This window comes from Kitasatospora sp. NBC_01250 (genome assembly GCF_036226465.1).
Taxonomy (GTDB): domain Bacteria; phylum Actinomycetota; class Actinomycetes; order Streptomycetales; family Streptomycetaceae; genus Kitasatospora.
Window position 1 is genome coordinate 5,545,068 of the sequence record NZ_CP108476.1, and the last position, 22,662, is coordinate 5,567,729.

At 71.6% G+C, this 22,662-nt stretch carries 20 protein-coding genes; 7 read left to right on the forward strand and 13 right to left on the reverse strand.

The window, feature by feature from the left end:
* Nucleotides 1-54 precede the first annotated feature (54 nt).
* The 9 genes from OG500_RS23425 to OG500_RS23465 all read right to left on the reverse strand — a co-directional run bounded on the left by OG500_RS23425 (nt 55) and on the right by OG500_RS23465 (nt 11,092).
* Entirely contained in the window at nt 55-1,176 is a 1,122-nt protein-coding gene (locus OG500_RS23425) for an ABC transporter ATP-binding protein (RefSeq protein ID WP_329583189.1), read from the reverse strand.
* Between the two features lie 28 nt (nt 1,177-1,204).
* On the reverse strand, nt 1,205-2,275 hold the full coding sequence (locus OG500_RS23430; RefSeq protein WP_327068792.1) for an ABC transporter ATP-binding protein: 1,071 nt from the start codon (nt 2,273-2,275) through the stop codon (nt 1,205-1,207).
* A gap of 55 nt (nt 2,276-2,330) precedes the next feature.
* Nucleotides 2,331-3,311, reverse strand: coding sequence for an ABC transporter permease (locus OG500_RS23435; RefSeq protein ID WP_327068793.1), 981 nt, complete (start codon nt 3,309-3,311; stop codon nt 2,331-2,333).
* A 160-nt stretch (nt 3,312-3,471) separates the two neighbouring features.
* Nucleotides 3,472-5,211, reverse strand: a complete 1,740-nt coding sequence (locus OG500_RS23440) for an ABC transporter substrate-binding protein (protein WP_327068794.1) — start codon at nt 5,209-5,211, stop codon at nt 3,472-3,474.
* A gap of 150 nt (nt 5,212-5,361) precedes the next feature.
* On the reverse strand, nt 5,362-6,387 hold the full coding sequence (locus OG500_RS23445; RefSeq protein WP_327068795.1) for an ABC transporter permease: 1,026 nt from the start codon (nt 6,385-6,387) through the stop codon (nt 5,362-5,364).
* Nucleotides 6,388-6,940: 553 nt separating this feature from the next.
* Nucleotides 6,941-9,319 carry a peptidoglycan binding domain-containing protein gene (locus OG500_RS23450; protein WP_329583194.1) on the reverse strand — a complete coding sequence of 793 codons (2,379 nt, stop codon included), beginning with the start codon at nt 9,317-9,319 and terminating at the stop codon, nt 6,941-6,943.
* A gap of 188 nt (nt 9,320-9,507) precedes the next feature.
* Entirely contained in the window at nt 9,508-9,939 is a 432-nt protein-coding gene (locus OG500_RS23455) for a DUF6113 family protein (RefSeq protein WP_327068797.1), read from the reverse strand.
* Complete coding sequence (gene mshB / locus OG500_RS23460) at nt 9,939-10,853, reverse strand: N-acetyl-1-D-myo-inositol-2-amino-2-deoxy-alpha-D-glucopyranoside deacetylase (protein WP_329583198.1); 915 nt, start codon at nt 10,851-10,853, stop codon at nt 9,939-9,941. The genes OG500_RS23455 and mshB overlap by 1 nt, the downstream gene beginning before the upstream one ends.
* Before the next feature lie 44 nt (nt 10,854-10,897).
* Nucleotides 10,898-11,092: a DUF2304 domain-containing protein gene (locus OG500_RS23465; protein WP_327068799.1), complete on the reverse strand. Its 195-nt coding sequence runs from the start codon at nt 11,090-11,092 to the stop codon at nt 10,898-10,900.
* Nucleotides 11,093-11,372: 280 nt separating this feature from the next.
* Here OG500_RS23465 and OG500_RS23470 point away from each other — a divergent pair, with 280 nt between their 5' ends.
* From OG500_RS23470 to OG500_RS23485, 4 genes are all read left to right on the forward strand, one after another.
* Nucleotides 11,373-13,514: a S9 family peptidase gene (locus tag OG500_RS23470; protein ID WP_329583202.1), complete on the forward strand. Its 2,142-nt coding sequence runs from the start codon at nt 11,373-11,375 to the stop codon at nt 13,512-13,514.
* Nucleotides 13,515-13,640: 126 nt separating this feature from the next.
* Nucleotides 13,641-14,606 (forward strand): ABC transporter ATP-binding protein, encoded by a 966-nt coding sequence (locus OG500_RS23475; RefSeq protein ID WP_327068801.1) that lies wholly within the window; start codon nt 13,641-13,643, stop codon nt 14,604-14,606.
* Nucleotides 14,603-15,325, forward strand: coding sequence for an ABC transporter permease (locus tag OG500_RS23480; protein WP_329583208.1), 723 nt, complete (start codon nt 14,603-14,605; stop codon nt 15,323-15,325). The genes OG500_RS23475 and OG500_RS23480 overlap by 4 nt, the downstream gene beginning before the upstream one ends.
* A gap of 8 nt (nt 15,326-15,333) precedes the next feature.
* Nucleotides 15,334-16,644, forward strand: a complete 1,311-nt coding sequence (locus OG500_RS23485) for a sensor histidine kinase (RefSeq protein ID WP_329583211.1) — start codon at nt 15,334-15,336, stop codon at nt 16,642-16,644.
* A gap of 108 nt (nt 16,645-16,752) precedes the next feature.
* Here OG500_RS23485 and OG500_RS23490 read toward each other — a convergent pair whose 3' ends face one another.
* The gene (locus OG500_RS23490; RefSeq protein ID WP_327068804.1) at nt 16,753-16,962 is read right to left on the reverse strand and encodes a hypothetical protein; all 210 of its coding nucleotides are present in this window, start codon (nt 16,960-16,962) and stop codon (nt 16,753-16,755) included.
* Nucleotides 16,963-17,130: 168 nt separating this feature from the next.
* Here OG500_RS23490 and OG500_RS23495 point away from each other — a divergent pair, with 168 nt between their 5' ends.
* On the forward strand, nt 17,131-17,772 hold the full coding sequence (locus tag OG500_RS23495) for a response regulator transcription factor (RefSeq protein ID WP_329583215.1): 642 nt from the start codon (nt 17,131-17,133) through the stop codon (nt 17,770-17,772).
* A gap of 25 nt (nt 17,773-17,797) precedes the next feature.
* Here the strand turns inward: OG500_RS23495 and OG500_RS23500 are convergent, their stop codons facing one another.
* Together OG500_RS23500 and OG500_RS23505 are read right to left on the reverse strand one after the other, a co-directional pair.
* On the reverse strand, nt 17,798-18,682 hold the full coding sequence (locus tag OG500_RS23500) for a transglutaminase-like domain-containing protein (protein WP_327068806.1): 885 nt from the start codon (nt 18,680-18,682) through the stop codon (nt 17,798-17,800).
* Nucleotides 18,683-18,781: 99 nt separating this feature from the next.
* The gene (locus OG500_RS23505; protein ID WP_442907148.1) at nt 18,782-19,798 is read right to left on the reverse strand and encodes a GNAT family N-acetyltransferase; all 1,017 of its coding nucleotides are present in this window, start codon (nt 19,796-19,798) and stop codon (nt 18,782-18,784) included.
* Between the two features lie 141 nt (nt 19,799-19,939).
* Here OG500_RS23505 and fdxA point away from each other — a divergent pair, with 141 nt between their 5' ends.
* Both fdxA and dapC read left to right on the forward strand, forming a co-directional pair.
* On the forward strand, nt 19,940-20,269 hold the full coding sequence (gene fdxA, locus OG500_RS23510) for a ferredoxin (protein ID WP_184935784.1): 330 nt from the start codon (nt 19,940-19,942) through the stop codon (nt 20,267-20,269).
* A gap of 4 nt (nt 20,270-20,273) precedes the next feature.
* Nucleotides 20,274-21,416, forward strand: coding sequence for a succinyldiaminopimelate transaminase (gene dapC / locus OG500_RS23515; protein ID WP_442789209.1), 1,143 nt, complete (start codon nt 20,274-20,276; stop codon nt 21,414-21,416).
* Between the two features lie 89 nt (nt 21,417-21,505).
* On the opposite strand, the gene OG500_RS23520 is transcribed toward dapC, so the two are convergent.
* A complete protein-coding gene (locus OG500_RS23520) occupies nt 21,506-22,450 on the reverse strand; it encodes a hypothetical protein (RefSeq protein WP_329583223.1) in 945 nt (314 codons plus the stop codon).
* Nucleotides 22,451-22,662: the final 212 nt, after the last annotated feature.

Sequence of the window (22,662 nt, forward strand, 5' to 3'; positions counted from 1 at the left end):
CGAAAGGGCCCCCTCCATGCGCGGAGGGGGCCCTTTCGTCGGAGTGCGGCCCGGTCAGTCCTTGGCCGGCTCGGCCTTGGCGGCCGGCGTGGCAGCCGCCTTGGTGTCGCTCTTGGAGATGCGCACGGCATCGGTGGTGCTGCCGTCCTCGGGGAAGTGGCAGGCCGTCAGGTGGCCCTCGGCGCTGCCGCTGAGCTGCACCAGCGGCGGCTCCTCGGTCGCGCACTTCTCCTGCGCCTTCCAGCAGCGGGTGCGGAAGCGGCAGCCCGACGGCGGGTTGAGCGGCGAGGGGACGTCACCGGTGAGGCGGATCCGGTCGGCGGCCTCGTTGTCCGGGTCGGCGTCCGGCGCGGCCGACAGCAGCGCGTGGGTGTACGGGTGACGCGGCTTGTTGTAGAGCGAGTCGCGGTCGGCGATCTCGACCACCTTGCCCAGGTACATCACCGTGACGCGCTGCGAGAAGTGCCGCACGATCGACAGGTCGTGCGCGATGAAGACGAAGGCGATGCCCAGGTCGCGCTGCAGACCCTGGAGCAGGTTGACCACCTGGGCCTGGATCGACACGTCCAGCGCGGAGACCGGCTCGTCCGCGATGATCAGCTTCGGGTTGAGCGAGAGAGCGCGCGCGACACCGATGCGCTGGCGCTGGCCGCCGGAGAACTCGTGCGGGAAGCGGTTGTAGTGCTCCGGGTTGAGACCGACGATCTCCAGGAGCTCCTTGGCCCGGGCGGCGCGGCCACCGGGCGGGTTGATCCCGTTGATCTCCATCGGGCTGGTGATGATCGTGCCGACGGTGTGCCGCGGGTTCAGCGAGGAGTACGGGTCCTGGAAGATCATCTGGATCTCGGACCGGATCGGCGCCAGCTCCTTGCGGGAGGCGTGCGCGATCTCCTGGCCGTTGTACTTGATCGAGCCGCTGGTGGGCTCGTACAGGCGGGTGACCAGGCGGCCGGTGGTCGACTTGCCACAGCCGGACTCGCCGACCAGGCCCAGGCTCTCGCCCGCGGCCACGGTGAAGCTGACGTTGTCGACCGCCTGCACCGCGCCGACCTGGCGCTTGAACGGGAAGCCGCCCATCACCGGGAAGTGCTTGGTGAGGCCCTCGACCTCCAGCAGCGGGGTGCCGGAGGCGGCGGCCTTGCCGGCCGACTTGCTCAGAGTCTGCTCTGCGCTCATGGGGTTTCCTTGGCTCCTTTACCGAGGCTCAGCTGCTCAGCCGGGGCAGGATCTGCTCGGTGAGGATGGACTGCTTCTGCGCGGCGGTGAGGTGGCAGGCGGACAGGTGTCCGTTGGCCAGCTCGAGTGCCGGGCGCTCGGTCTCGCACTTGTCGCCGACCACCAGCTCACGGTACGCGCAGCGCGGGTGGAAGGCGCAGCCGGCCGGGGGGTTCAGCAGCGACGGCGGGGAGCCCGGGATCGGCTCCAACGGCACGTCCACCGAGGCGTTGATCCGCGGGATCGAGCTCAGCAGGCCCCAGCCGTAGGGGTGCTGGGAGCTCTTGAGCACCTCGCGCATGGTGCCGCGCTCGACGGCCCGGCCCGCGTACATCACCAGCACGTCGTCGGCGATCTCGCGGATCACGCCGAGGTCGTGGGTGATGAAGATGATCGAGGTGCCGAACTCCTGCTGGAGGTCCTTGAGCAGGTCGACGATCTGGGCCTGGACGGTCACGTCGAGCGCGGTGGTCGGCTCGTCGGCGATCAGCAGCTCGGGGTCGCAGACCAGGGCCATGGCGATCATGGCGCGCTGGCGCATACCGCCGGAGAACTGGTGCGGGAAGTCGTCCACCCGGGTCTGCGGCTGCGGGATGCCGACGCGGCGCAGCATCTCGATCGCGCGCTCGCGGGCCTCCTTCTTGTTCGCGCCGGTGTGCTTCATGAACGGCTCGGCGATCTGCCGACCGATCGTGTAGTACGGCGAGAGCGCGGCCAGCGCGTCCTGGAAGATCATCGCCATCTTCTGGCCGCGGAGCTTCTCGAGGTCCTTCTGCGAGGCCTTGAGCAGGTCCTGGCCGTCGAGGACGACGGAGCCCTCGATGGTGGTGTTCTTCGGGTTGTGCAGGCCCATCACGGCCAGGTTGGACACCGACTTGCCGGAGCCCGACTCACCGACGATCCCGAGGGTCTTGCCCTTCTCGAGGTCGAACGTGAGGTTGTTGACGGCCTTGACGATGCCGTCCTCGGTGCGGAAGCGGACCTGCAGGTCGCGCACCGAGAGGAAGCTGCTGCCGGCCCGGGGCGCGGGAACGGCCTCGGACGTGGTGAGGGTGCTCACGGTCGGATCTCCTCTGGGGCGGGGTGGTGCGGAACTGATACGGATGCGGAGGGGGTCATCCCAGCCGGACCCGGGGGTCGAGGAGACCGTAGGCGGCGTCGACGATGATGTTGAAGACGAGGATGGCGACCGAGCTGAAGATCAGCACGCCGAGCTCCAGGTTGATGTCCTGCGAGGTCACGGACTTGACCGCGAGGAAGCCGAGGCCCTGGATGTTGAAGGTGAACTCGGTGATGATCGCGCCGGAGAAGACGGTGCCGAGGTCGATGCCGAAGATCGTGATGATCGGGGCCATCGCGCCGCGCAGCGCGTAGCGCCACCAGACGTAGGAGCTCGACATGCCCTTGGCGCGGGCGGCCCGGATGTGGTCCTCCGACAGCTGCTCGAGCATCAGCGAGCGGACCTGGCGGGTGTAGTTGGACCAGAAGATCACCGACATCACCAGGCAGGGGAGGAGCATGCCCATGAAGCAGCCCCAGGGGTCCTGGGTGATCGGGATGTACTCGGGACGGTTCAGCCAGCCCAGGTTGTAGACGAAGAGCGCCATCGCCAGCGGGCCGATGAAGTAGATCTGGGTCGACTGGCCGATCAGCGAGATCGAGCTCGCGATCCGGTCGATGATCGTGCCCTGCTTCCAGGCGGAGAGCATGCCCAGGCCGACGCCGATGATCAGGAAGCAGGCCGCGCCGCCGATCGCCAGCACGAAGGTGGCCGGGTAGTTGGAGACGATCCGGCTCCACACGAAGGTGGAGGTGTTGTACGAGTAGCCGAAGCACGGGGCGGCGCAGTGGCCGATGTTGCCCATGTCCTGGCCGACGAACAGACCGCTGATGTAGTCCCAGAACTGGGTGGTGATCGGCCGGTTCAGGTGCATGTTCTGCCGGATCTGCTCCAGCAGCTGCGGGCTGCAGCCCTTGGGGCAGTTCAGCTGCGCAGCGTCCACCGGCATCGCGTGGAAGGCGAAGAAGGTGAGGCAGATGAGTAGGAACATGATGACGATCGCGCCGAGCGCCCGGCGGATGAGAAATCGGAGCATTGGGTGAGCTCTTCCGAGTGAGGGCGCCTACGGCGGCCACGTCGTGGAGAGTGCGACCGCCCGGGGCACAGACGGTCAGCACGTCCCCCGGGCGGGGCCACCCGATGAGGGTGGCCCCGCCCGGGGGAGTCGGCCCGGAGGCCGACTCCGGGTCCGGTGCTTACTTGATGAAGATGCTGGAGGGGTCGATGCAGCCGAGGCCGGGGTTGTAGGCCACGCCGCCAAGACCGGCGCCGTAGACCTGGAAGAACTTGTCGTACGCGTACGGGATCTGCGGGACGTCGGTGCTCAGGATCTTGTCAGCGAGGCTCATCCAGTCGGACGCGGCCTGGGCCGGGTCGGCCTCAGCGCTGATCTTGTCCATCTCGGCGTTCATCGCCGGGTTGTTGTAGTGCGAGTAGTTCGGCGCACCGGTGGCGATGGTGCGGCCGTCCAGGGTCGGCGGGATGACCGTCGAGCCGTTCGGCCAGTCGGCGCCCCAGCCGGTGCGGTACATGTCGAAGCCGTTGTCGGTCTTGCCGATCTCGGTGTAGTACGTGGTCGGGTCGATCGCCTTGGTCTCGACGTTGAAGCCGGCCCGGTTCAGCGCGTCCTGGATGGTCGCGGAGATGGTCTGCCACCTGGTGGTGTTGGCGTACGCCAGCACGATGTGGTAGCCGACCTTGTTGTCGTCCTGGAGCAGCTTCTTGGCCGCGTCCGGGTCACCGGCCGGGTTGGCCTTGATGCCCAGCGGGTCGGTGTCCTTCCAACCGGACACGGTCGGGCTGACCAGGTTGCCGGCCAGGTCACCGGCCGTCTGACCACCGAACTGACGCAGCACCGCGGAGTACGGGAACGCCTTGGCCATCGCCTGGCGGACCTTGGGGTCGGTCACCCGGGTGGTGTTGATCGAGAAGACGTCGACGTACGGCTGGTACAGGCTGATGGTGCGGGCCTTGTACTGCGGGTCGTTCTGGATCGTCTGGGTCAGGCTCGGGTCCGCGTTCTGGACCAGGGTCAGCGCGTCCTTGTCCGTCCCGGCGCCACCCATCAGGCGCTGGGTCAGCTGCGGGTTGCTGACGTTGAGCTCGAACACCCAGCTGTCCACGTACTGGTGGCGCAGCGGGTCGGTCTTCGGGTCCCAGTTGGGGTTGCGGACCAGGGTCAGCGACTTCTCCGGCTGGTAGTCCTTGATCTTGTAAGGACCGATCGAGACCGGGTGGTTGTTGTAGTCCTGCTTGGTGTCCGCGGACTTCTCGATCGCGGTCACGTCGGGCATCGCGGCCGCGAAGTTCGCGTCCGAGTGGACGGCCTGGAAGTGGAAGACGATGGTCTTCGGGTCCGGGGTGCCGATCACGCTGTCCGGCAGCTCACCGTGGTCCGGGCCCTGGTAGACCTTGCGGTAGTCCTGGCCGGAGAGCCAGACCGGGAAGTAGGTCGGACCGTTGGTCTGGTAGTCCGCGTAGAGGCGCTCGATGGCGTACTTGACGTCCTTCGAGGTGATCGGCGTGCCGTCCTCGAACTTCAGGCCGTCCTTCAGCGTCCAGGTCCAGGTCTTGCCGCCGTCGGAGGCGGTGCCGGTGTCGGTCGCCATGTCGCCGACCAGCGTGGTCTTGCCGGTCGTCGGGTCGGTCTTGTAGTTCGTCAGCTGACGGCTGTAGAGCATGCCGACGGCCTGGTACTCGTTGACGTACTGCTGGCTCGGGTCCAGGTAGTCGAAGCCGGCGGCCTCGATGCCGTGGGCGGTGCCACCCTGCTTCGCCCCGGGAACGTCGGCGGCCGGGCCGGTCGAGTCGGCCTTGGTGCCCACGGCGATCGTGGAGACCGAGGCGGCCGGACCCTTGGCGTTGTCGGACTTGGTGCCGCCGCCCCCACCACATGCCGTCAGCGTGAGGGCGCTGACCGCCACGAGCGCCGGCATGAGTGCTGCCTTGCGAAGTCTCATTGGTTCCTACCTGTCACTGGTCATGAACTGTCTAACCAGCGCGGACCGGCGGGGCTGCGTTGCCCCGGGGTGGCCGGTGCTGGGGGGAGCGAGGTGAAACAGGGTGTTACAAGGGGGGTGGAGCGGCTAGCGGATGGTCTTCGGGTCGAGCGCGTCCCGGACCGCATCTCCGAACTGGTTGAACGCGATGGTGAAGATCATCAGCGAGAGTCCGGGGAAGATCAGGTAGGTCAGGTCGTTGCGGTAGTTGTTCACCGCGTCCTGGAACATCAGGCCCCAGTCGGGGGTCGGCTCGGTCATGCCGACGCCGAGGAAGGAGAGGCCGGCCTCCGCGGTCACCATGGCCGGGAGCAGCAGGGTCATCTGCACCAGGATGGTGGTCGCCAGGTTGGGCATCAGTTCCTTGAAGATGATGCGCCAGGAGGAGGCTCCGGTGATCTTGGCGGCCTCGATGTACTCGCGCTCGCGCAGGCTGAGCGACAGGCCGCGCAGCAGACGGGCGGTGGCCATCCAGCCGAGGAACGTCTGCACCAGCACGATCGCGATGACGCGCATGTAGACCGGGGTCGGCCGGTCCGGCGCGACGAAGACGGCCAGCACGATCGGGGTGAAGGCGATGAAGAAGAGCTGCTGCGGCAGGGCCAGCAGCATGTCGGTGAAGCGTCCGACGAAGTAGTCGAAACGGCCGCCGAGGTAACCCTGCGCGACGCCGACGACGATGCCGACCACACCGGAGGCGATGGTGATGAGCAGGCCGATGCCGAGCGAGGTGCGGATGCCGTAGACCAGCTTGGCGAAGATGTCGTACCCGGCGTTCGGCGTGACGCCGAACCAGTGGGTCGAGCTCATGCCGCCGTTCGCGCCGATCGGGATGCCGGAGTCGTCGAGCAGCGACATGTCGCGCACCCCGTACGGGATGTAGGGCGACTGGCCGTACAACTTCGTGATCACCGGTGCGAGGATCGCGATCAGGATGTAGAGGATCACGATCGCGGCGCAGAACACACCGATGCGGTTGCGCTTGAAGCGGCTCCAGGCAATCTGGCCCGGGGTGCGCCCGAGGAGCGCGGCGGGCTTCTTGCCGCCGTCTCCTGTCGCGGACGCGACGAGGACCGGGTCGGTCTCTGTCGTGTCCTCAGTTGGCGTCGTCATGGTGCGAAAGCTCCCGCCGGTGTGGTCTGTGCAGCAGCAACGAGGAAGAAGTTGGTCGAACGGACTCTCGCAACTCGTTTATCGAACGTCAAGAGTTTCTCTGTAGCTGGACAGGCAGTTTTGGCTTCGTTCTGGAATGTCCACCAGGTTGTAGCTTTCAGATACTTGACAGCCTCATGACGAGACGTACCAAAACGGACATATACCGGCAAAGCTCGTTCATAAGTTCGTAACGAGGGCTTAGTCGCACCGGTATCTGAACGCCGAGGGCGGCTCTTTGTAAGGTTGACGCGCATAGATAAAGGTGTCCGTTTTGACCTGCTATGGGGTGAATACTCGTCGGTTTTCAGCGTCCGGTATCCGGACGGATTTGGCGGGAAGCCGCCGCTGGCGACTTTTCGTCAGCCATTAATGGCTTCCCGGAATCCGTCGGGAGAGGTGCTGCCCAACCCCGCTGTCGGTTACACGCCAGTGGCGAGATGTCGCCGTGAATCACGTCGAAGCCCCGGAACGATCGACGTTCCGGGGCTTCGGCCGAGCATTTTTGACATGCTCACATATGGAACTTGGAAGTGCGCTCCGCATCCGTGTTCTTGTCATAGACGGAAGCGATCGCGTCGGCCACGTCCTGGGTTGTGATCGGGGCCAAAGTACCGTCGCTCTTACGGAACTTGAGCTTGTCGAAGACCGGTCCGACAGCCGTCGCCAACTGGTTGAGGTCCCACTTGGGAACGAAGTTTCCGTTGCCATCCGGCACCAGTGTGAGCGTCTTGGCGGCGATTGCCTTGGTGAAGACGAACTTCCTGGTCGCACTGCCGGTACCGGCCAGCACGGTGACCCGGCCACTGACGATCGCCTTGCCGAGACCGTCGGCGGCCTGCTGCAGCGCCTGCGTGGAGACCTTGGGCTGGGCGGCGGTCACCGCCAGGGTGACCGGGGCGTCCGCCTTGCCGTTGGCCCGGTCCTGGTAGCTCTGCACCACCTGGTCGACCGCCGAGTTGCCGTCCACCGCCTGACCAGCCTGACCGGGTACCACGGTCGGGTCGCCGGTGTCGCTGAACTGGACGTAGCCCTCCTTGAGCCCGTGCGCCGAGCTCGCCGCCAGGCTGTCCAGCGCGGCCTTGAGCTTGGCCCGGTCGATCCGCATGGCCGGCGGCACCTTCTTGGTGCCACCGGCCAGCGAGCCGATCACGGTCATGGGGCCGTAGCTGTGCTTGGTCAGGCCGTCCACGGTGGCGGTGGTGTCGAAGCTCAGGCCGGCGGTCGCGGGGTCCAGCGGCAGCGTCTGGTCGCCGAGCTTGAGCTGTATCGGCTTCGCGCCGATCTGGCCCACCGTGCCGTCGAGCTGGTGGACCGCCTGGTCGCGGCTGTCACCGCCGATGTCGGTGCCCAGGACGGTGGTGCCGCGGGGCACGTCCGCCTGGTTGAGCATCAGGCCGGTGCCGTACGCGGCGGCGCCCAGGAAGAGCACCCCGCCCACGCCGGTGACCAGCAGCTTCTGCACCTTGGAGCGGGCCTTGGGCTTGGCAGCGGCCTGCTTCTTGGGCGGCGCGGCCGCCGGGGCGGCCTCGGCGCCGCCGAGCGGCTCGGTGCCCAGGGGGGCGGGCACCGGAGCGCCGGGGGCCGGCGGCTCGGTGGCCGACCGGGGGGCGCCCGCCGCGGTGGCGGCGCCGCCGGGCCGCGGCGCAGCGGGGGCCGCGCCGTACACGCCGGCGACCGGCAGGCCCGGTATGGCCTCCTCGGGCAGTTCACCGCTGATCGGGTCGAAGCCGCCGATCTGGGTGTCCTCGGGCTCCTCGGACCCGGGCGCGCGCCGGCCGAAGGCGCCGGGCGGGTTGACCGGCGGCTGCGGCTTGGCGAACCGTCCGGGCGCGCCGGGCGTGCCGGTGGGCCGCGGGTTGGCGGTGGTCCCGAAGGGGTCCGCGGCAGGGGGCGGCGTGCCCAGGCCGGGCTGCGGGTCGGCGGCACCCGGGAACGAGGCGGCCGGGCCCTCGGGCCTGCCCTGGTACGGGTCGCCCGGGTACGGCCCGGCGTTCGCGTACGGGGAGCCGGGCGCGTACGACTGGTCGGCGCCCGGGTAGGAGGTGCCGCCGGTGTGCTGGTACGGCTGGTCGGAGTACGGGCTGCCGGTGGCCGGCTGCTGCGGTACGCCGCCGCCGAACCCGCCGCCGCCGAACTCGTTGCCCGCGAACTCGCCGCCGCCGAACGGCGAGGGCGGCGTGCCGGCGGGCCGGGGCAGCGGGGTCTGCAGGGTGCTCTCCGCGGAGAAGAGCGGGGCGGCGGGCGCGCCGCCCTGGGGGTACGGCGTCTGTCCCTGCGGCGCGGTGGGTGCGCCGGTGGGTGCGGCGGCGGGTGCGCCCACGCTCGGCGCCGGGCTGGGGGCGGCGGCGCGCGGCGCGGTGGAGCCCACCGGCTCGGGCCGGCTCTTCTGCCGGGGCCGGAACCACTCGCCCGTCGACTCCGCCTCGGACTCGCCCTGCTGGGCCCCGGCGGGCGCCTGGGCACCGCCGGGCACCGGGGTCCCGCCGGGCGGCGTGCGCCAGTCCGGCGCCGGCGTCGGCTCCGGCCCGGCGCCCGGGGCTGCGGGCGCCGCCGGGCGGCGTCGGGCACCGGCCTCCGGCTCCGCGGCCTGCTCCTCGGGCTTGACGGTGCTTCGCATCACCACCGGCGGGATCGGCCGGGAGCCCGGGATGTTGATCGAGATTCGGGTGGTCAGCGTCGTCTCGGTCTTGGGGACCTCGGGCTCGGTCTCCTCGTGGGCCGCCGGGCTCGGGGAGCCGAAGGGGTCGCCACCGAAGCCGTTCGCCAGCCCCGGGATGCCGTAGGGGGGAGTGCCCGACGGGTAGGCGTCGAGCCCTTCACCCGCCCGGTGGCCGGGGGGCGTCGCCCGCCGGGAGGACGGGTAGGCGCTGTCAGATTCGCGGCTGCTCAATGCTGCTCTGCTCCGGGTTCGCGGCCGGACGGCTCGTCCGACGTTGCTGCGGCACCACCATACTGGGAACCCCAGGGTGGCGAACTGCTTCCCTTAGAACCCGATACGTCCGGTTCCAGGACCCGATACGTCCGGTTCCGCACCGTCGAGCCTACGGGGCGGGCGCGTTGACTGCCCGTCGGGTCCGGTCAGTCCCGCTGGCGCGGAATGCCGAAGGTGAACGGCGAGCGGGTCGGCAGCGTCGCGCACACCAGACCGGGCAGCCAGCCGCCCAGGACGTACACGTACGAGTCGACCCCGGTGGCCAGGACGAAGTCGCCCTCGGGGCGGGGGGACAGCAGGACCAGCAGGACCAGGAACCAGCCGATCATCGGCACGCCCGCGCCCAGCTTGGTGCCGGTCGCCCGCAGGCCCAGGTAGCAGACGGCGCCGTTGGCGAGCAGCGCGAACAGCAGGCCGGCCGGGCTCCACAGACCCTGCACAAAACAACCGCAGAGTGAGACCAGCGCGCCGAGCACGAAGAGCACCGCGTACCAGGCGATGCGCACCGGGCGCGCCGGCAGCGGCTCGGCCAGCCGCTGGGCCCGGGTGCCGAACAGGGTGTGCAGCGGGTTGCTCATCAGGACTCGATTCCGGTGGCGCCGTCGCCGGACAGGCCGGCGAACAGGTCGGTCAGCGGTCGGGTGGTGCCGGCCTCGCCGCGGGCCAGCTGGTAGTACTCGTCGGCCACCAGCGGCTGCCAGCGGTCGTTGCTCAGCGCGAAGAAGGTGCCGTCCACGGTGATCTGGGTGACGTGCGCGCGCATCGCGGCGGCCTTGCGGTCGGCGAACCCGGCGCCGTCGAGTGCCGCGTCGATCAGCTCGTCCGCGACCACGCCCGGCACGTCCTCGGGGTCGGCGGCCAGCTCGAAGCGCTCGGCGGCGGCCCGCAGCCCGGTCAGCAGCACCGAGCGCGGCATGCGGTTCCAGAAGATCCTGGCGATCCGCCAGGCCGGGCCGAGGTCGGGGCGGAAGGCGGGGTCGGCGGCGAGCTCGGCGGCGCGCATCGCGACCCGGTGCGCCTGGATGTGGTCCGGGTGCCCGTAGCCGCCGTGCTCGTCATAGGTGACCAGGACCTGCGGGCGCACCTCGCGCACCACGGCGACCAGCTCCGCGGCGGCCTCGTCCGGATCGGCCTGCCAGAAGCAGTCGGGACGGTCGTTCTCCGGCATGCCGAGCATGCCGGAGTCCCGGTACCGTCCCCGGCCGCCCAGGAAGCGGACGTCGGTCACGCCGACCTCCCGCATCGCGGCGGCCAGCTCGCCGATCCGGTGGGCGCCCAGTTCGTCCTGCCGGTCCGCCGTCAGGTGGGCCAGCTCGGCCGGGACCACCTCGCCGCCCTCGCCGAGGGTGCAGGTCACCAGGGTGACCTGGGCGCCCTCGGCGGCGTAGCGGGCCATGGTGGCGCCGTTGCCGATCGACTCGTCGTCGGGGTGGGCGTGCACCAGCAGCAGGCGGCGGTCTGCGGTCGTGGTCCGGTCGGCGGCAGCGGTCATGGGGAGCAGCCTAACGACCGCCGCCACGACCGCTGCCCCAGGTCTCAGAGCTTCAGGTCATTGAGCATCCCGGCGAGGTTGCTGGTCACCTGCTGGATCGACGGCGCGATCGATGTGGAGGCGAGGTAGAAGCCCAGCAGCGAGCAGATGACCGCGTGGGCCAGCTTGAGGCCGGAGCGGCGGACCAGGACCACCACGATGACCAGCATCAGCATGGCTGCGGAGATGGACAAAGCCATGACGGCTCACACCCCTTCTCGGGTGCGCCGCCCGTGCGGGCGGCGGTTGGACCGTGTCGGACAGGGTCGAACCGGATATCGATCATCCGGATCCCCGAACAAGGAATACCCGATCAGTGAGGATCGCATTACTGTCCGTGAGTCAGCGCCGGTCGTGGCGCGGGCCCTCGAAGCGGCGCAACAGCCGGTGGGAAGGGGTGCGAGGGGCTGTGCGGGCGACTTCCTGACGCTGCGCCGAACGAGTGAGCGGCGGCAGGTCGACGCCGTAAGGTGCGGTGCCATGACCACTGAAGCTCCCTCAGCCACCGCTCAGGACACCTTCCCCCGGCAGTACGCGCGGACCCTGCGCTACACCGTCGGCCAGCCCCGTTCGTTCGCCGTGGCACCCGACGGGGCCCGGGTCGTCTTCCTGCGCTCCACCGGTCGGGACCGGGCCAACCTGCTCTGGACGCTGGACCCGGCCACCGGCGCGGAGACCGTCGCCGCCGACCCCGCGCAGCTGCTCGGTGGCGGCGAGGAGGACCTCTCGCCGGCCGAGCGCGCCCGCCGCGAGCGCAGCCGGGAGGGCTCGGCCGGCATCGTCGGCTACGCGCTGGACGGTGCGGCCACGCTTGCCGCCTTCGCCCTCTCCGGGCGGCTCTTCACCGCCGACCTGGTGGCCGGCGCGGCCCGCGAGCTGCCCGCCGCCGGACCGCTGCTCGACCCGCGCCCCTCGCCCGACGGCCGCTGGATCGCCTACCCGACCACCGCGGGCGCGCTGCGCCTGATCGCGGCCGACGGCAGCGCGGACCGCGCGCTCGCGGAGCCCGAGGCGGCCGGGGTGACCTGGGGTCAGGCGGAGTTCATCGCCCAGGAGGAGATGGACCGGGACCGCGGCTACTGGTGGTCCCCGCGCAGCGATGCGCTGCTGGTCGCGCGGGCCGACGACGCGCCGGTGCAGCGCTGGTGGATCGCCGACCCGGCCAGTCCCGCGACGGTGCCCACCGAGGTCGCCTACCCGGCCGCCGGCACCCCCAACGCCGAGGTCACGCTCTGGCTGGTCACCCTGGACGGCACCCGCACCGAGGTCGTCTGGGACCGCGCCGCCTACCCGTACCTGGGCCGGGTGCACTGGTCGGCGGGCGGCGTGCCGCTGCTCCTGGTGCAGGCCCGCGACCAGCGCAGCCAGCTGCTGCTGACCGTCGACCCGGCCACCGGCGCCACCGGCGAGCTGCTCGCCGAGCGTGACGCGGCCTGGCTGGAGCTGTTCCCCGGGGCTCCCGCCTGGACCCCGGACGGGCGGCTGGTGCGGATCAGCGACGAGCCCGGCCACCGCGCGCTCCTCGTCGACCAGGTCGAGCTGACCGACGACACCCTGCACCTGCGGGCCGTGCTGGCGGTGGGTGCCGGGGAGGTCCTGTGCACCGCGAGCGCGGGCGAGGGCGCCGAGGACCAGACCCCGGGCCTGCAGGGCCTGTACGCCGTCCCGCTGGACGGCTCGGGCCCGCGCCTGCTGCGCCGGGGCGCGGCACTGGACGCGGTGCGCGGCGGCGAGGTCACCGTGCTCTCCAGCTCGGCCCTGGACCGCCCGGGCCGCCGGGCCGAGGTGCTGCGCGGTGGGGAGAGCCTCCTGACCGTCACCTCGTACGCGCAGACCCCGGTGCTCACCACCCGGCCGCAGTTCCGGCTGGCCGGGGAGCGCCGGATCCCGGCCGCCGTGGTGCTGCCGACCGGCTACGACCGGGAGCGCGACGGCCTGCTGCCGGTGCTGATGGACCCGTACGGCGGCCCGCACGCCGCGATGGTGGTGCAGGCCCACAACGCCTTCCTCAGCTCGCAGTGGTTCGCCGACCAGGGCTTCGCCGTGGTGGTCGCCGACGGCCGCGGCACCCCGGGCCGCAGCCCGGCCTGGGAGAAGGCGATCGCCTTCGACTTCGCCGGCGTCACCCTGGACGACCAGGTCGAGGCCCTGCAGGCGCTGGCCGAGGAGTTCCCGCTGGACCTGGGCCGGGTGGCCATCCGTGGCTGGTCCTACGGCGGGTACCTGTCGGCGCTGGCCGTGCTGCGCCGTCCCGACGTCTTCCACGCGGCGGTGGCCGGCGCTCCGGTGACCGAGTGGCGGCTCTACGACACCCACTACACCGAGCGCTACCTGGGCCACCCCGACGAGCGCCCGGAGGTCTACGAGGCCAACTCGCTGACCGGGGACGCGGCCCGGCTGGAGCGCCCGCTGATGATCGTGCACGGTCTGGCCGACGACAACGTGGTGGCCGCGCACACCCTGCGGCTCTCCTCGGCCCTGCTGGCCGCGGGCCGCCCGCACACCGTGCTGCCGCTGTCCGGCGTCACCCACATGACGCCGCAGGAGCAGGTGGCGGAGAACCTGCTGCTGCTCCAGGTCGACTTCCTGAAGGAGAAGCTGGGCCTGAAGCCGACGCCGTGACCCTGGGCGTCCTCGGCATGACATCCGTCATGCCGAGGACGCGACGACGCACACTGCCGCGCCCGGCGCCGCTCCGCCATCCTGGTCGGGTCAGCACAACGGCAGTAGACGACGGGGAGAGCCGCCATGCCCGAGGAAGTGGCCGCGTTCAGACGGGTCAGCAAGAGCTACGGTCACGTCAAGGCGGTGAACGGGCTCGACCTGACGCTACATCCGGGCCAGACCGTGGCGCTGCTCGGTCCCAACGGCGCGGGCAAGTCCAGCAGCCTGGACCTGCTGCTCGGCCTGCGCGACCCCGACCAGGGGGAGGTCACCCTGTTCGGCGGCACCCCGCGCGCGGCGGTGGCGGCCGGGCGGGTGGGCGCGATGCTGCAGAGCGGCGGCCTGATGACCGACGTCAAGGTGCGCGAGCTGGTGCAGCTGGCCTGTGACGTGCACCCGCGCGGCCACCGGGTCGAGCAGGTGCTGCAGGACGCGGGCATCACCGAGATCGCCGACCGCCGGGTGGACAAGCTCTCCGGCGGCCAGGAGCAGCGGGTGCGCTTCGCGCTGGCGATCGCCGGGCAGAACGACCTGATCGTGCTGGACGAGCCGACCACCGGCATGGACGTCTCGGTCCGCCAGCAGTTCTGGGGCGCGATGCGCCGGCAGGCCGAGGAGGGCCGCACGGTGCTCTTCGCCACCCACTACCTGGAAGAGGCCGACTCGATCGCGGACCGGGTGCTGGTGCTGCACCGCGGGCGGCTGATCGCCGACGGCTCGTCCGCCGAGATCAAGGCCAAGGCCGGCGCCCGGCGGGTCAGCTTCGAGCTGCACGCGACGGACGGACAGGTCGAGGAGTCCGCGCTGCGGGCGCTGCCGAGCCTGGTGGCGCTGGAGATCAGCGGCCCGGCGAGCGGGGTGCGCACGGTGCGGATCCGCTCCACCGACGCCGACGCGGTGGTGGCCGGGCTCTACCGGGCCGGCTGCTACCCGCGCGGTCTGGAGGTCACCAGCCTCGGGCTGGAGCAGGCCTTCCTGACCATCACCAGCGAGCAGGACGAGCAGGACGAGCACGACGGCACCCTGAGCGGGACGGAGCAGGCGCGATGAGGACCCTGATCAAGCTGGAGATCCTGCGCACGCTGCGCAACCGGCGCTACGTCTTCTTCACGGTGCTGTACCCGTCGCTGATGTACTTCTTCTTCATCAGCGCCTACAGCAACGGCAACGTCTCCACCGGGGTCAGTGCCAAGAGCTACTTCATGGTCTCGATGGCCACCTTCGGCGCGGTCGGCGCGGTGCTCACCGGCAGTGCGCAGCGGATCTCGCTGGAGCGCAAGAGCGGCTGGACCCGACAGCTGCGGCTGACCGCGCTGCCCGGCCGGGCGTACGCGGTGGCGAAGATCAGCTCCTGTGCGGTGACCACGCTGCCCTCGATCCTGGTGGTCTTCGTGCTCGGCGCCTTCGAGGGCGTGCGGCTGGACGCCGGGCAGTGGCTGGGCCTGGTGGCCGCGCTCTGGGTGGGCAGCTTCGTCTTCGCGGCCCTGGGCGTGGCGCTCGGGTACGCGGCGGAGCCGAGCGCGGTGCAGCCGATCGTGATGATCGTCTACATGCTGATGGCGGCCTTCGGCGGCACCTGGTTCCCGGTCACCGGCGGGCTGAAGTCGGTGGCCCGGTTCAACCCGGTCTACCTGTACAACCAACTGGCGGGCTTCGTGCACCCCGGCACCTCCTTCGACGTGTCGGCCGCGGCCGGGCTGGCCGGGTTCCTGGCGGTCTTCGTGGCCGGGGCGGCCGTGCTGTACCGCAGGGACACCAAGCAGGCATGATGGCCGCCATGTCGACAACACCGCTGGACCGCCGCCCGGACGAGTCCGAGGCGGCGGACCAGGGGCGTTCCACCGGCTCACCGTCCGGCGCCGGCTCATCGTCCGGCGCCGCCGAGCGGGCGCTGGCCGCCGCGGACGGCGAGCTGCAGTTCAAGGGCGCGGTCCCGGGCGGTCCGGTGGACAACCGGCGCCAGCTGCTGGTGAAGCTCTGCTGGATGCTGCTGTGGGCGTTCTACCTGGTCTACCCGATCAAGGACCTGACGGGCAGCCACCACGGTCCGGCCGCCAAGGCGTTCGGCTGGGCCGCCCTGGCCGGCTTCCTGGGCTGCTACGTCACCCTGGTGCTCTTCCGCTCGATGCGGGGCATCCGGTGGCGCGGCAGTTACCCGCTGGTCGCCGTGATGGCGGTGCTCGCGCCGGCCACCAGCCTCGGCCTGGGCACCGACTGGCTGGTCATGTTCAACTACCTGGCGGTCGCGGTCGGTGCGGTGCTGGTGCCGCGGCTGGCGCTCGCCGGGGTCGCCACGGTCACCGGGGCGATGGCGGTGACCGCCCTGTCGCTCTCCCAGGACCTGGGCACGATCGGGGAGCTGGCCCTGCCGGCCTTCCTCGGCGGCGCCGCGATGATCGGGATGCAGCGCCTGGTCGGTGTGATGCGCGAACTGCGCGACGCCCGTGAGACGGTGGCGCACCTGGCGGCGGCCGAGGAGCGGCTGCGGCTGGCCCGCGACATGCACGACCTGCTCGGTCACTCGCTCTCGCTGATCACCCTCAAGAGCGAGCTGGCCGGGCGGTTCATGGAGGCCGGCCAGCAGGAGGCGGCGCGGGCCCAGGTGACCGACATCGAGCAGGTGGCGCGCGAGTCGCTGACCGACGTCCGGGCGGCCATCACGGGCTACCGCAGGCCCACCCTGCCGGTCGAACTCTCCGCCGCCCGCCGGGCGCTGAGCACCGTCGGAGTGACCCTGGAGGCGCCCGCCGCACTGGCCGAGGACCGGCCGGGGCTCGGCGCGGCAGAGGCCGAGACGCTCGCCTGGGCGCTGCGCGAGGCGGTCACCAACATCGTCCGGCACGCGCAGGGCGCCACCCTCTGCACGATCGGCCTGGACGAGACCTGGGACGGTGAGGGCGGGCGCTACGCCGTCCTGGAGATCACCGACAACGGGGCCGGCCCGGGCAAGTCGGGCCCCGGCAACGGGCTGTCCGGCCTCGACGAGCGGCTCGCGCTGGTCGGCGGCCGCCTGGAGACCTCACCGGGCCAGCACGGCAAGGGATTCCGGATCCGGGCCCTGGTTCCGCTGGGCGCCCGGGTGGCCTGACGGCGCCTCAGGCCCCGTCAACGGCAACGGCCGGGACGGCGGCGCACAGGTGCGCCTGGCCGGCCCGGCCGCACGATTGAGATCCGCGCGGGGGACTCGCGGGGGAAATCAGTCGGACGAGGCGTCGAAGCTGCCCTCGGAGCCACCCTCGTTGCTCCAGGTGGCGCCGGCCTGGCCGCGGCCCGCCATGGCGGTGCCGCTGTTGTTGTGGTACTTCGCCTCGGAGCCGCTGATGCTGTGGGCGCTGGCGCCGGTCGCGGTACCGGCGACCGCGATGCCAGCGAGGGCAAAGCCGACCAGGGCGGTGCGAATTCGCATAAGTATTCCCTTCTCCGGCGGACCGATGATTATGGCCCGTTATGTCCAAGAGAATGCACTATCTGACATGGGGTCAGTTAGTCGCGTACGCACGCTTTCACCCTGTTGGGCGTAGTACGCCGCACTCCTGGTGGAAGGCGGCGGGCGGATATTGCCTAGGCTGGCCGCATGACGGACAAGACGGGGGCAGGAACGCCTGTGCAAGGGATAAGGGTCCTGCTCGCCGAGGACCAGGGCATGGTGCGCGAGGCGCTGGCGGCGCTGCTCGGGCTGGAGGGCGACATCCAGGTCGTCGCCCAGGCGTCGCGGGGGGACGAGGTGGTCGACGCGGTGCTCGCGCACGACGTCCAGGTCGCCGTGCTGGACATCGAGATGCCCGGGATGACGGGGATCGAGGCGGCGGCCGAGCTGAAGCGGCGCTGCCCGGGCACCAAGGTGGTGATCGCCACCACCTTCGGGCGCCCCGGCTACCTGCGCCGGGCGATGGAGAGCGGGGCGGACGCCTTCCTGGTCAAGGACGCCCCGGCAGCCGAACTCGCCGAGGCGGTGCGGCGGGTGCTGCGCGGCGAGCGGGTGATCGACCCGACCCTGGCCGCAGCCGCGCTGGCCGAGGGCGCCAACCCGCTGACCGGGCGCGAGCTGGACGTGCTCGGGGCGGCCTCGGACGGCGCGGTGAACGCCGAGATCGCCCGGCGCCTGCACCTGTCGGAGGGCACGGTGCGCAACTACCTGTCGATGGCGATCCAGAAGACCGGCGCCCGCAACCGCGCCGAGGCGATCCGGATCGCCAAGGAGAAGGGCTGGATGTGACCCCGGCCCGGCCCGGCCCGACCGCCTAGTTGAGGCGGTGCCGGGCCGACCGGGCCTCCTGGCGGACCTTGGCGGCGGACTCCGGATCGAAGGTGTCCAGGATCCGCGCGTAGTCCTCCATCTCGGCCGCCCCGCCCAGGAAGTCGCCGGTGCGCACGAGCAGTTCGGCCCGTTCTAGGCGCAGCTGGGCCGGGTGCCGGGGGAGCAGCAGCGACAGCTCGGTGGCCCACAGCTGCACCCTGGCCTGCTCCGGCCGGTCGGCGGCCCAGCTGCGGATGTTGCCCAGCACCCGCAGCGTGAGGTCCAGCGGCTGGGCGGGCGTCAGCAGGTCGGGGGTGAAGCGGTGGCCGGCGGCGAGCACGATGGTGGCGGCGTCCTGCGAGCTGAGCAGCCGCCCGCCGTGGAAGGGGTCCGCCAGCACGTACTCCTCGCCCGGCTCGGGGCCGCCCACCGCGACGATGAAGTGCCCCGGCAGCGCGATCCCGTGCACCGTCAGCCCGGCCCGGGCGGCCACCGCGGACCAGACCAGGCTCAGCATGATCGGCAGGCCGCGCCGGCGCCGCAGCACCTCGGGCAGCAGCGAGGACTCCAGCCGCCGGTAGTCCGACTGCCGGCCGTGGAAGCGTTCCCGGCCGCCCAGCACCGCCGCCAGCAGTGCCGCGGTCTCCTCCGGCGTGGCGGGGGAGCGCTCGGCGACCGCGCGCCGCACCGCGGCCGCGTGTCGGTCCAGGGCGGCCTGACAGGCCGCCAGCAGCGCCTCCAGGGTGGGCGGCGGCTCCAGGCGGCCGTCCTCGGTGTAGCCGGGGTCGGCCAGGGTGTGCTCTGCGGCGGCCAACAGGCAGAGCAGCACCGGATCGGGCTGCTCCGACCTGGCCTCGGCGCGGAAGCGGGTTCTGCTCTGCTCGGTCACGGTGGCTGCGCTGGCTTTCGTGCGTGACGGCTTTCGGCTGACGGGCGGGGACCCCGCGAGGGGATTCCCATGGCGGGAACCTACGTGGAGGGCCGAGCCCTAAGGAAGACGGGCGTAGTGGTAAGTGTGACTCGTCGTGAAGCCGAGTCCGTCATAGAGCGTGATCGCACCACTGTTCTCGGCCTCCACCTGCAGGTAGGCGCCCTGCGCGCCCTCCTCGGCGGCGCGTGCCGCCAGCGCCGCCATCACGGCCGTCGCAAGCCCCCGCCGTCGGGCGTCGGGGCGCACCTCGACGGCCCCGAAGCAGGCCCACGGGCCGTCGATGACGCACCGCCCGATCGCCGACGGGACGCCGCCGTGCGGGTCGGGGACGGTGGCGAACCAGACCGAGGGGCCGCCGTGCAGCACCTGGCGGGCGGCCTCGGTGAGCGCCGGGTCGGCCTCCACCCGCTGGTAGGCCGAGAGCCACCCGGGGCCGGCGACGCGCGACAGCCGGACCGCCCCCGCCCCCGCGCCCGTGCCGCGGCCGGCCCGGGCGAGCGGGGCCAGCGGCGCGGTGCGCACCAGGGTCGGCGCGAACCGGGCACCCAGCCGGTCCAGCTCCGCGGTCAGCTCGGCCGGCGAGCCCGGGGTGACCAGTTCGACCCAGGTGGGCAGCCCGCGCTCGCCGTACCACTGCCGGGCCCGCACCAGCGCCTGCGGCAGCGGCAGCCCGGGGTCGCCGAGGGTCTGCACCGAGTTGGCCCGGCGGGTGAAGCCGGCCGAGGCGCGCAGCAGCCACTCGCCGAGCGGCTGCTGCTCCACGGCGGGCCAGCCGCGCGCGGCGATCCGCTGCAGCTCGACGGGGCCGGTGGCGGGCAGCGGCGTGTTCCTGGCCGGGAAGAGCGGGACCGCCTTGCCCGCGACCAGTCGCTCGAGCGGGATCCGCACCTCGCAGCGGTCGCGGGTGACCACGGTCAGCTCATGATCGTCCCAGGATGTGAGCACGCCGATCGCATCGCGGAACGAAGGGCGACCGGTGGCCGGGTCGGGCGCCGGCTCGACCTGTCGCACAGAGACCCGTCGTCCCACGTCAGAGCGGTCTATCCGGACCTCGGGGCGGGCACCGATCGGAATAGGGGTGCTACTCAAGCTAACCTCCGGTGCATTTGTAGTCTCTGACCCGCGATACTAGGTGCGGGCATCGACGACGCCGCGCTCACCCGCGCACGCAAGCAGATAGTTTGGGCACCGGCCCAACCGAGGAGGAACGACAGCGTGACCTACGTCATCGCGCAGCCTTGTGTCGACGTCAAGGACAAGGCGTGCATCGAAGAATGCCCGGTTGACTGCATCTATGAGGGCGAGCGCTCCCTTTACATCCACCCGGATGAGTGCGTCGACTGTGGTGCGTGCGAGCCGGTCTGCCCGGTCGAGGCGATCTTCTACGAGGACGACACTCCGGAGGAGTGGAAGGACTACTACAAGGCGAACGTCGAGTTCTTCGACGACCTCGGTTCGCCCGGTGGTGCCTCGAAGCTCGGCCTGATCGAGCGGGACCACCCGTTCATCGCGGCCCTGCCGCCGCAGAACCAGGGCGAGCACTGAGCCTGTGAGCACGAACGAACCGCGCGCGCCGTTCCCGGGTCACCCGGGGGCGGCGCGCCGCGTCTCCGACCTTCTGCCGGTCTTCCCCTGGGACAAGCTGGAGCCGTACAAGGCCACCGCGCTCGCCCATCCGGACGGGCTGTGCGACTTCTCGGTCGGCACGCCGGTGGACCCGGTCCCCGAGCTGGTCCAGAAGGCGCTGGCGGCCAGCAGCGACACCCCGGGCTACCCGACCGTGTGGGGGACGCCCGAGCTGCGGCAGGCGATCGCCGGGTGGCTGCGCCACCGGGTCGGCGCCGAGATCGCGCCGGACGCCGTGCTGCCGACCATCGGCTCCAAGGAACTGGTGGCCTGGCTGCCGGGCCAGCTCGGCCTCGGTCCGGGCGATCAGGTGGCCTATCCGCGCCTGGCCTACCCCACCTACGAGGTCGGCGCCCGCCTGTGCGGCGCGACGCCGGTCGAATACGAGGACGTCGAGGAGCTGGACCCCGCCCGGGTGCGGCTGATCTGGCTCAACTCGCCTTCGAACCCCACCGGGCGGGTGCTGACGGCCGATCAGCTGCGCCGCGCGGTGGCCTGGGCCAGGACGCACGGGGCGCTGCTGGTCAGCGACGAGTGCTACCTCGAGCTGGGCTGGGAGGCCGAGCCGGTCTCGGTGCTGCGGGCCGACGTCTGCGGCGGCTCGCACGAGGGCCTGCTGGCCGTGCACTCGCTCTCCAAGCGCTCCAACCTGGCCGGCTACCGCGCCTCCTTCGTGGCGGGCGACCCGGTGGTGGTGCGCGAGCTGCTGGAGATCCGCAAGCACGGCGGCATGATCGTGCCGGCGCCGGTCCAGGCGGCCACCATCGCGGCGCTCGGTGACGACGCGCACGTGGCCGAGCAGCGGTCCCGGTACGCCGCCCGCCGCTCGGCGCTGCGGGACGCGCTGACCGCCCACGGCTTCCGGATCGAGCACTCCGAGGCCAGCCTGTACCTGTGGGCCACCCGGGACGAGCCGTGCTGGGACACCGTGGCGGCGCTGGCCGAGCTGGGCATCCTGGTGGCGCCCGGCGACTTCTACGGGCCCGCGGGCGAGCGGTTCGTCCGGGTCGCGTTCACCGCGACCGACGAGCGGGTCGCGGCGGCGGTGCGGCGGCTGAACGGCTGACACCCGGCCGGGACGGCAGCACAACGGGCGGTGGGGACGGTTGAGAACCGTCCCCACCGCCCGTTTCGTCAGGTGCGGCTGCCGGCCGGTCAGCTCACCGACGGCGTGTGCTGCAGCGCCCCGGTCAGGCCGCCGAGCAGGTTCGGCACGCTGCCCAGGTCGGGCAGGCCGCCCAGCCGGTGGGCGCTCTCGCCGGCCTGGCCGTTCAGCTGGGCCAGGTGCAGTGCGTCGGTGGCCTCGGTCGGGTGCACCAGGTCGCCGGCCTGCGGGGTGCCGCTGGTCAGGTGCTCGGTGCTGGGCAGGCCGTGCTCACCGATGTGCTGGGTGGCGGGCACCGCGCCGAGCAGGTGGCCGGTGTCGGGCAGCGCGCTGCCCAGGCCCTCGGAGCTGGGCAGCGCGCCGGCCAGCCGGTCCTGGCCCGGCATCGCGGCGGACAGGCTGCTGGTGGCCGGCACCTGGCCGAGCAGGTGGCGGGTGGCGCCGAGCGGGTTGCTCACGGTGTCGGCGTTGACCACCTTGTCCACCCCGCTCACGGTCGGCGGGCCCGGCAGCGAGCCGGGGGCGGCCAGCGCGCCGGTGCCGGACAGCGGCGAGGCGGGCATCGCGGGCATCGAGCGGGTCGCGCCGCCGGGCAGCGAGCCGCCGACCAGCGGGACCAGCTTGTGGGCGGTCTCGGTCAGCAGGCCGCTGGCGGCCGTGGTCGAGCCGTCCTGGTGGTTGAGCTCGTCCACCATCTTGTCGGTCTGGGGCAGCGCGGTGGCCGCCATCATGCCGGTGGCGTCGGCGGCGGCCGGCACGGCCGTGCGGCCGAGCACCGCGGCGGTGGTGCCCAGGGCCTGCCCGGCCTGGTGCGTCTCCCCCTGCAGGGTCGAGGTCTTGGTGACGCCGTCCAGCTTGCTGAACCCGGAGCCGAGGTCGGTGCCGTGCGGGACCAGCTCGGCGGCCGACGCCGACCCGGCGGCGATCAGCGGGGTCGCGCCGGCCGCGACCAGGAGTGCGGCCTGGGCGATCCGGCGCGAGAGGGGGAGGGACATGGTGCTCCTAAGAGGTGACGACACGACGGGTCCGCCGGGCGGACGCCGTGATTACCGCCTGAGGAGCGAGAAGGTTTCGGTGACCGAGGGTAAAGAGTCCCTAAAGATCGCATGATCTTTTTTCTGACATCCGGGACATTTCGTCCGCGGGCCGCGCTTCCGAAGGAACGTCACTTCCGTTGCGCGCCAAGGCTCGGGGATGCGCGGCCGGT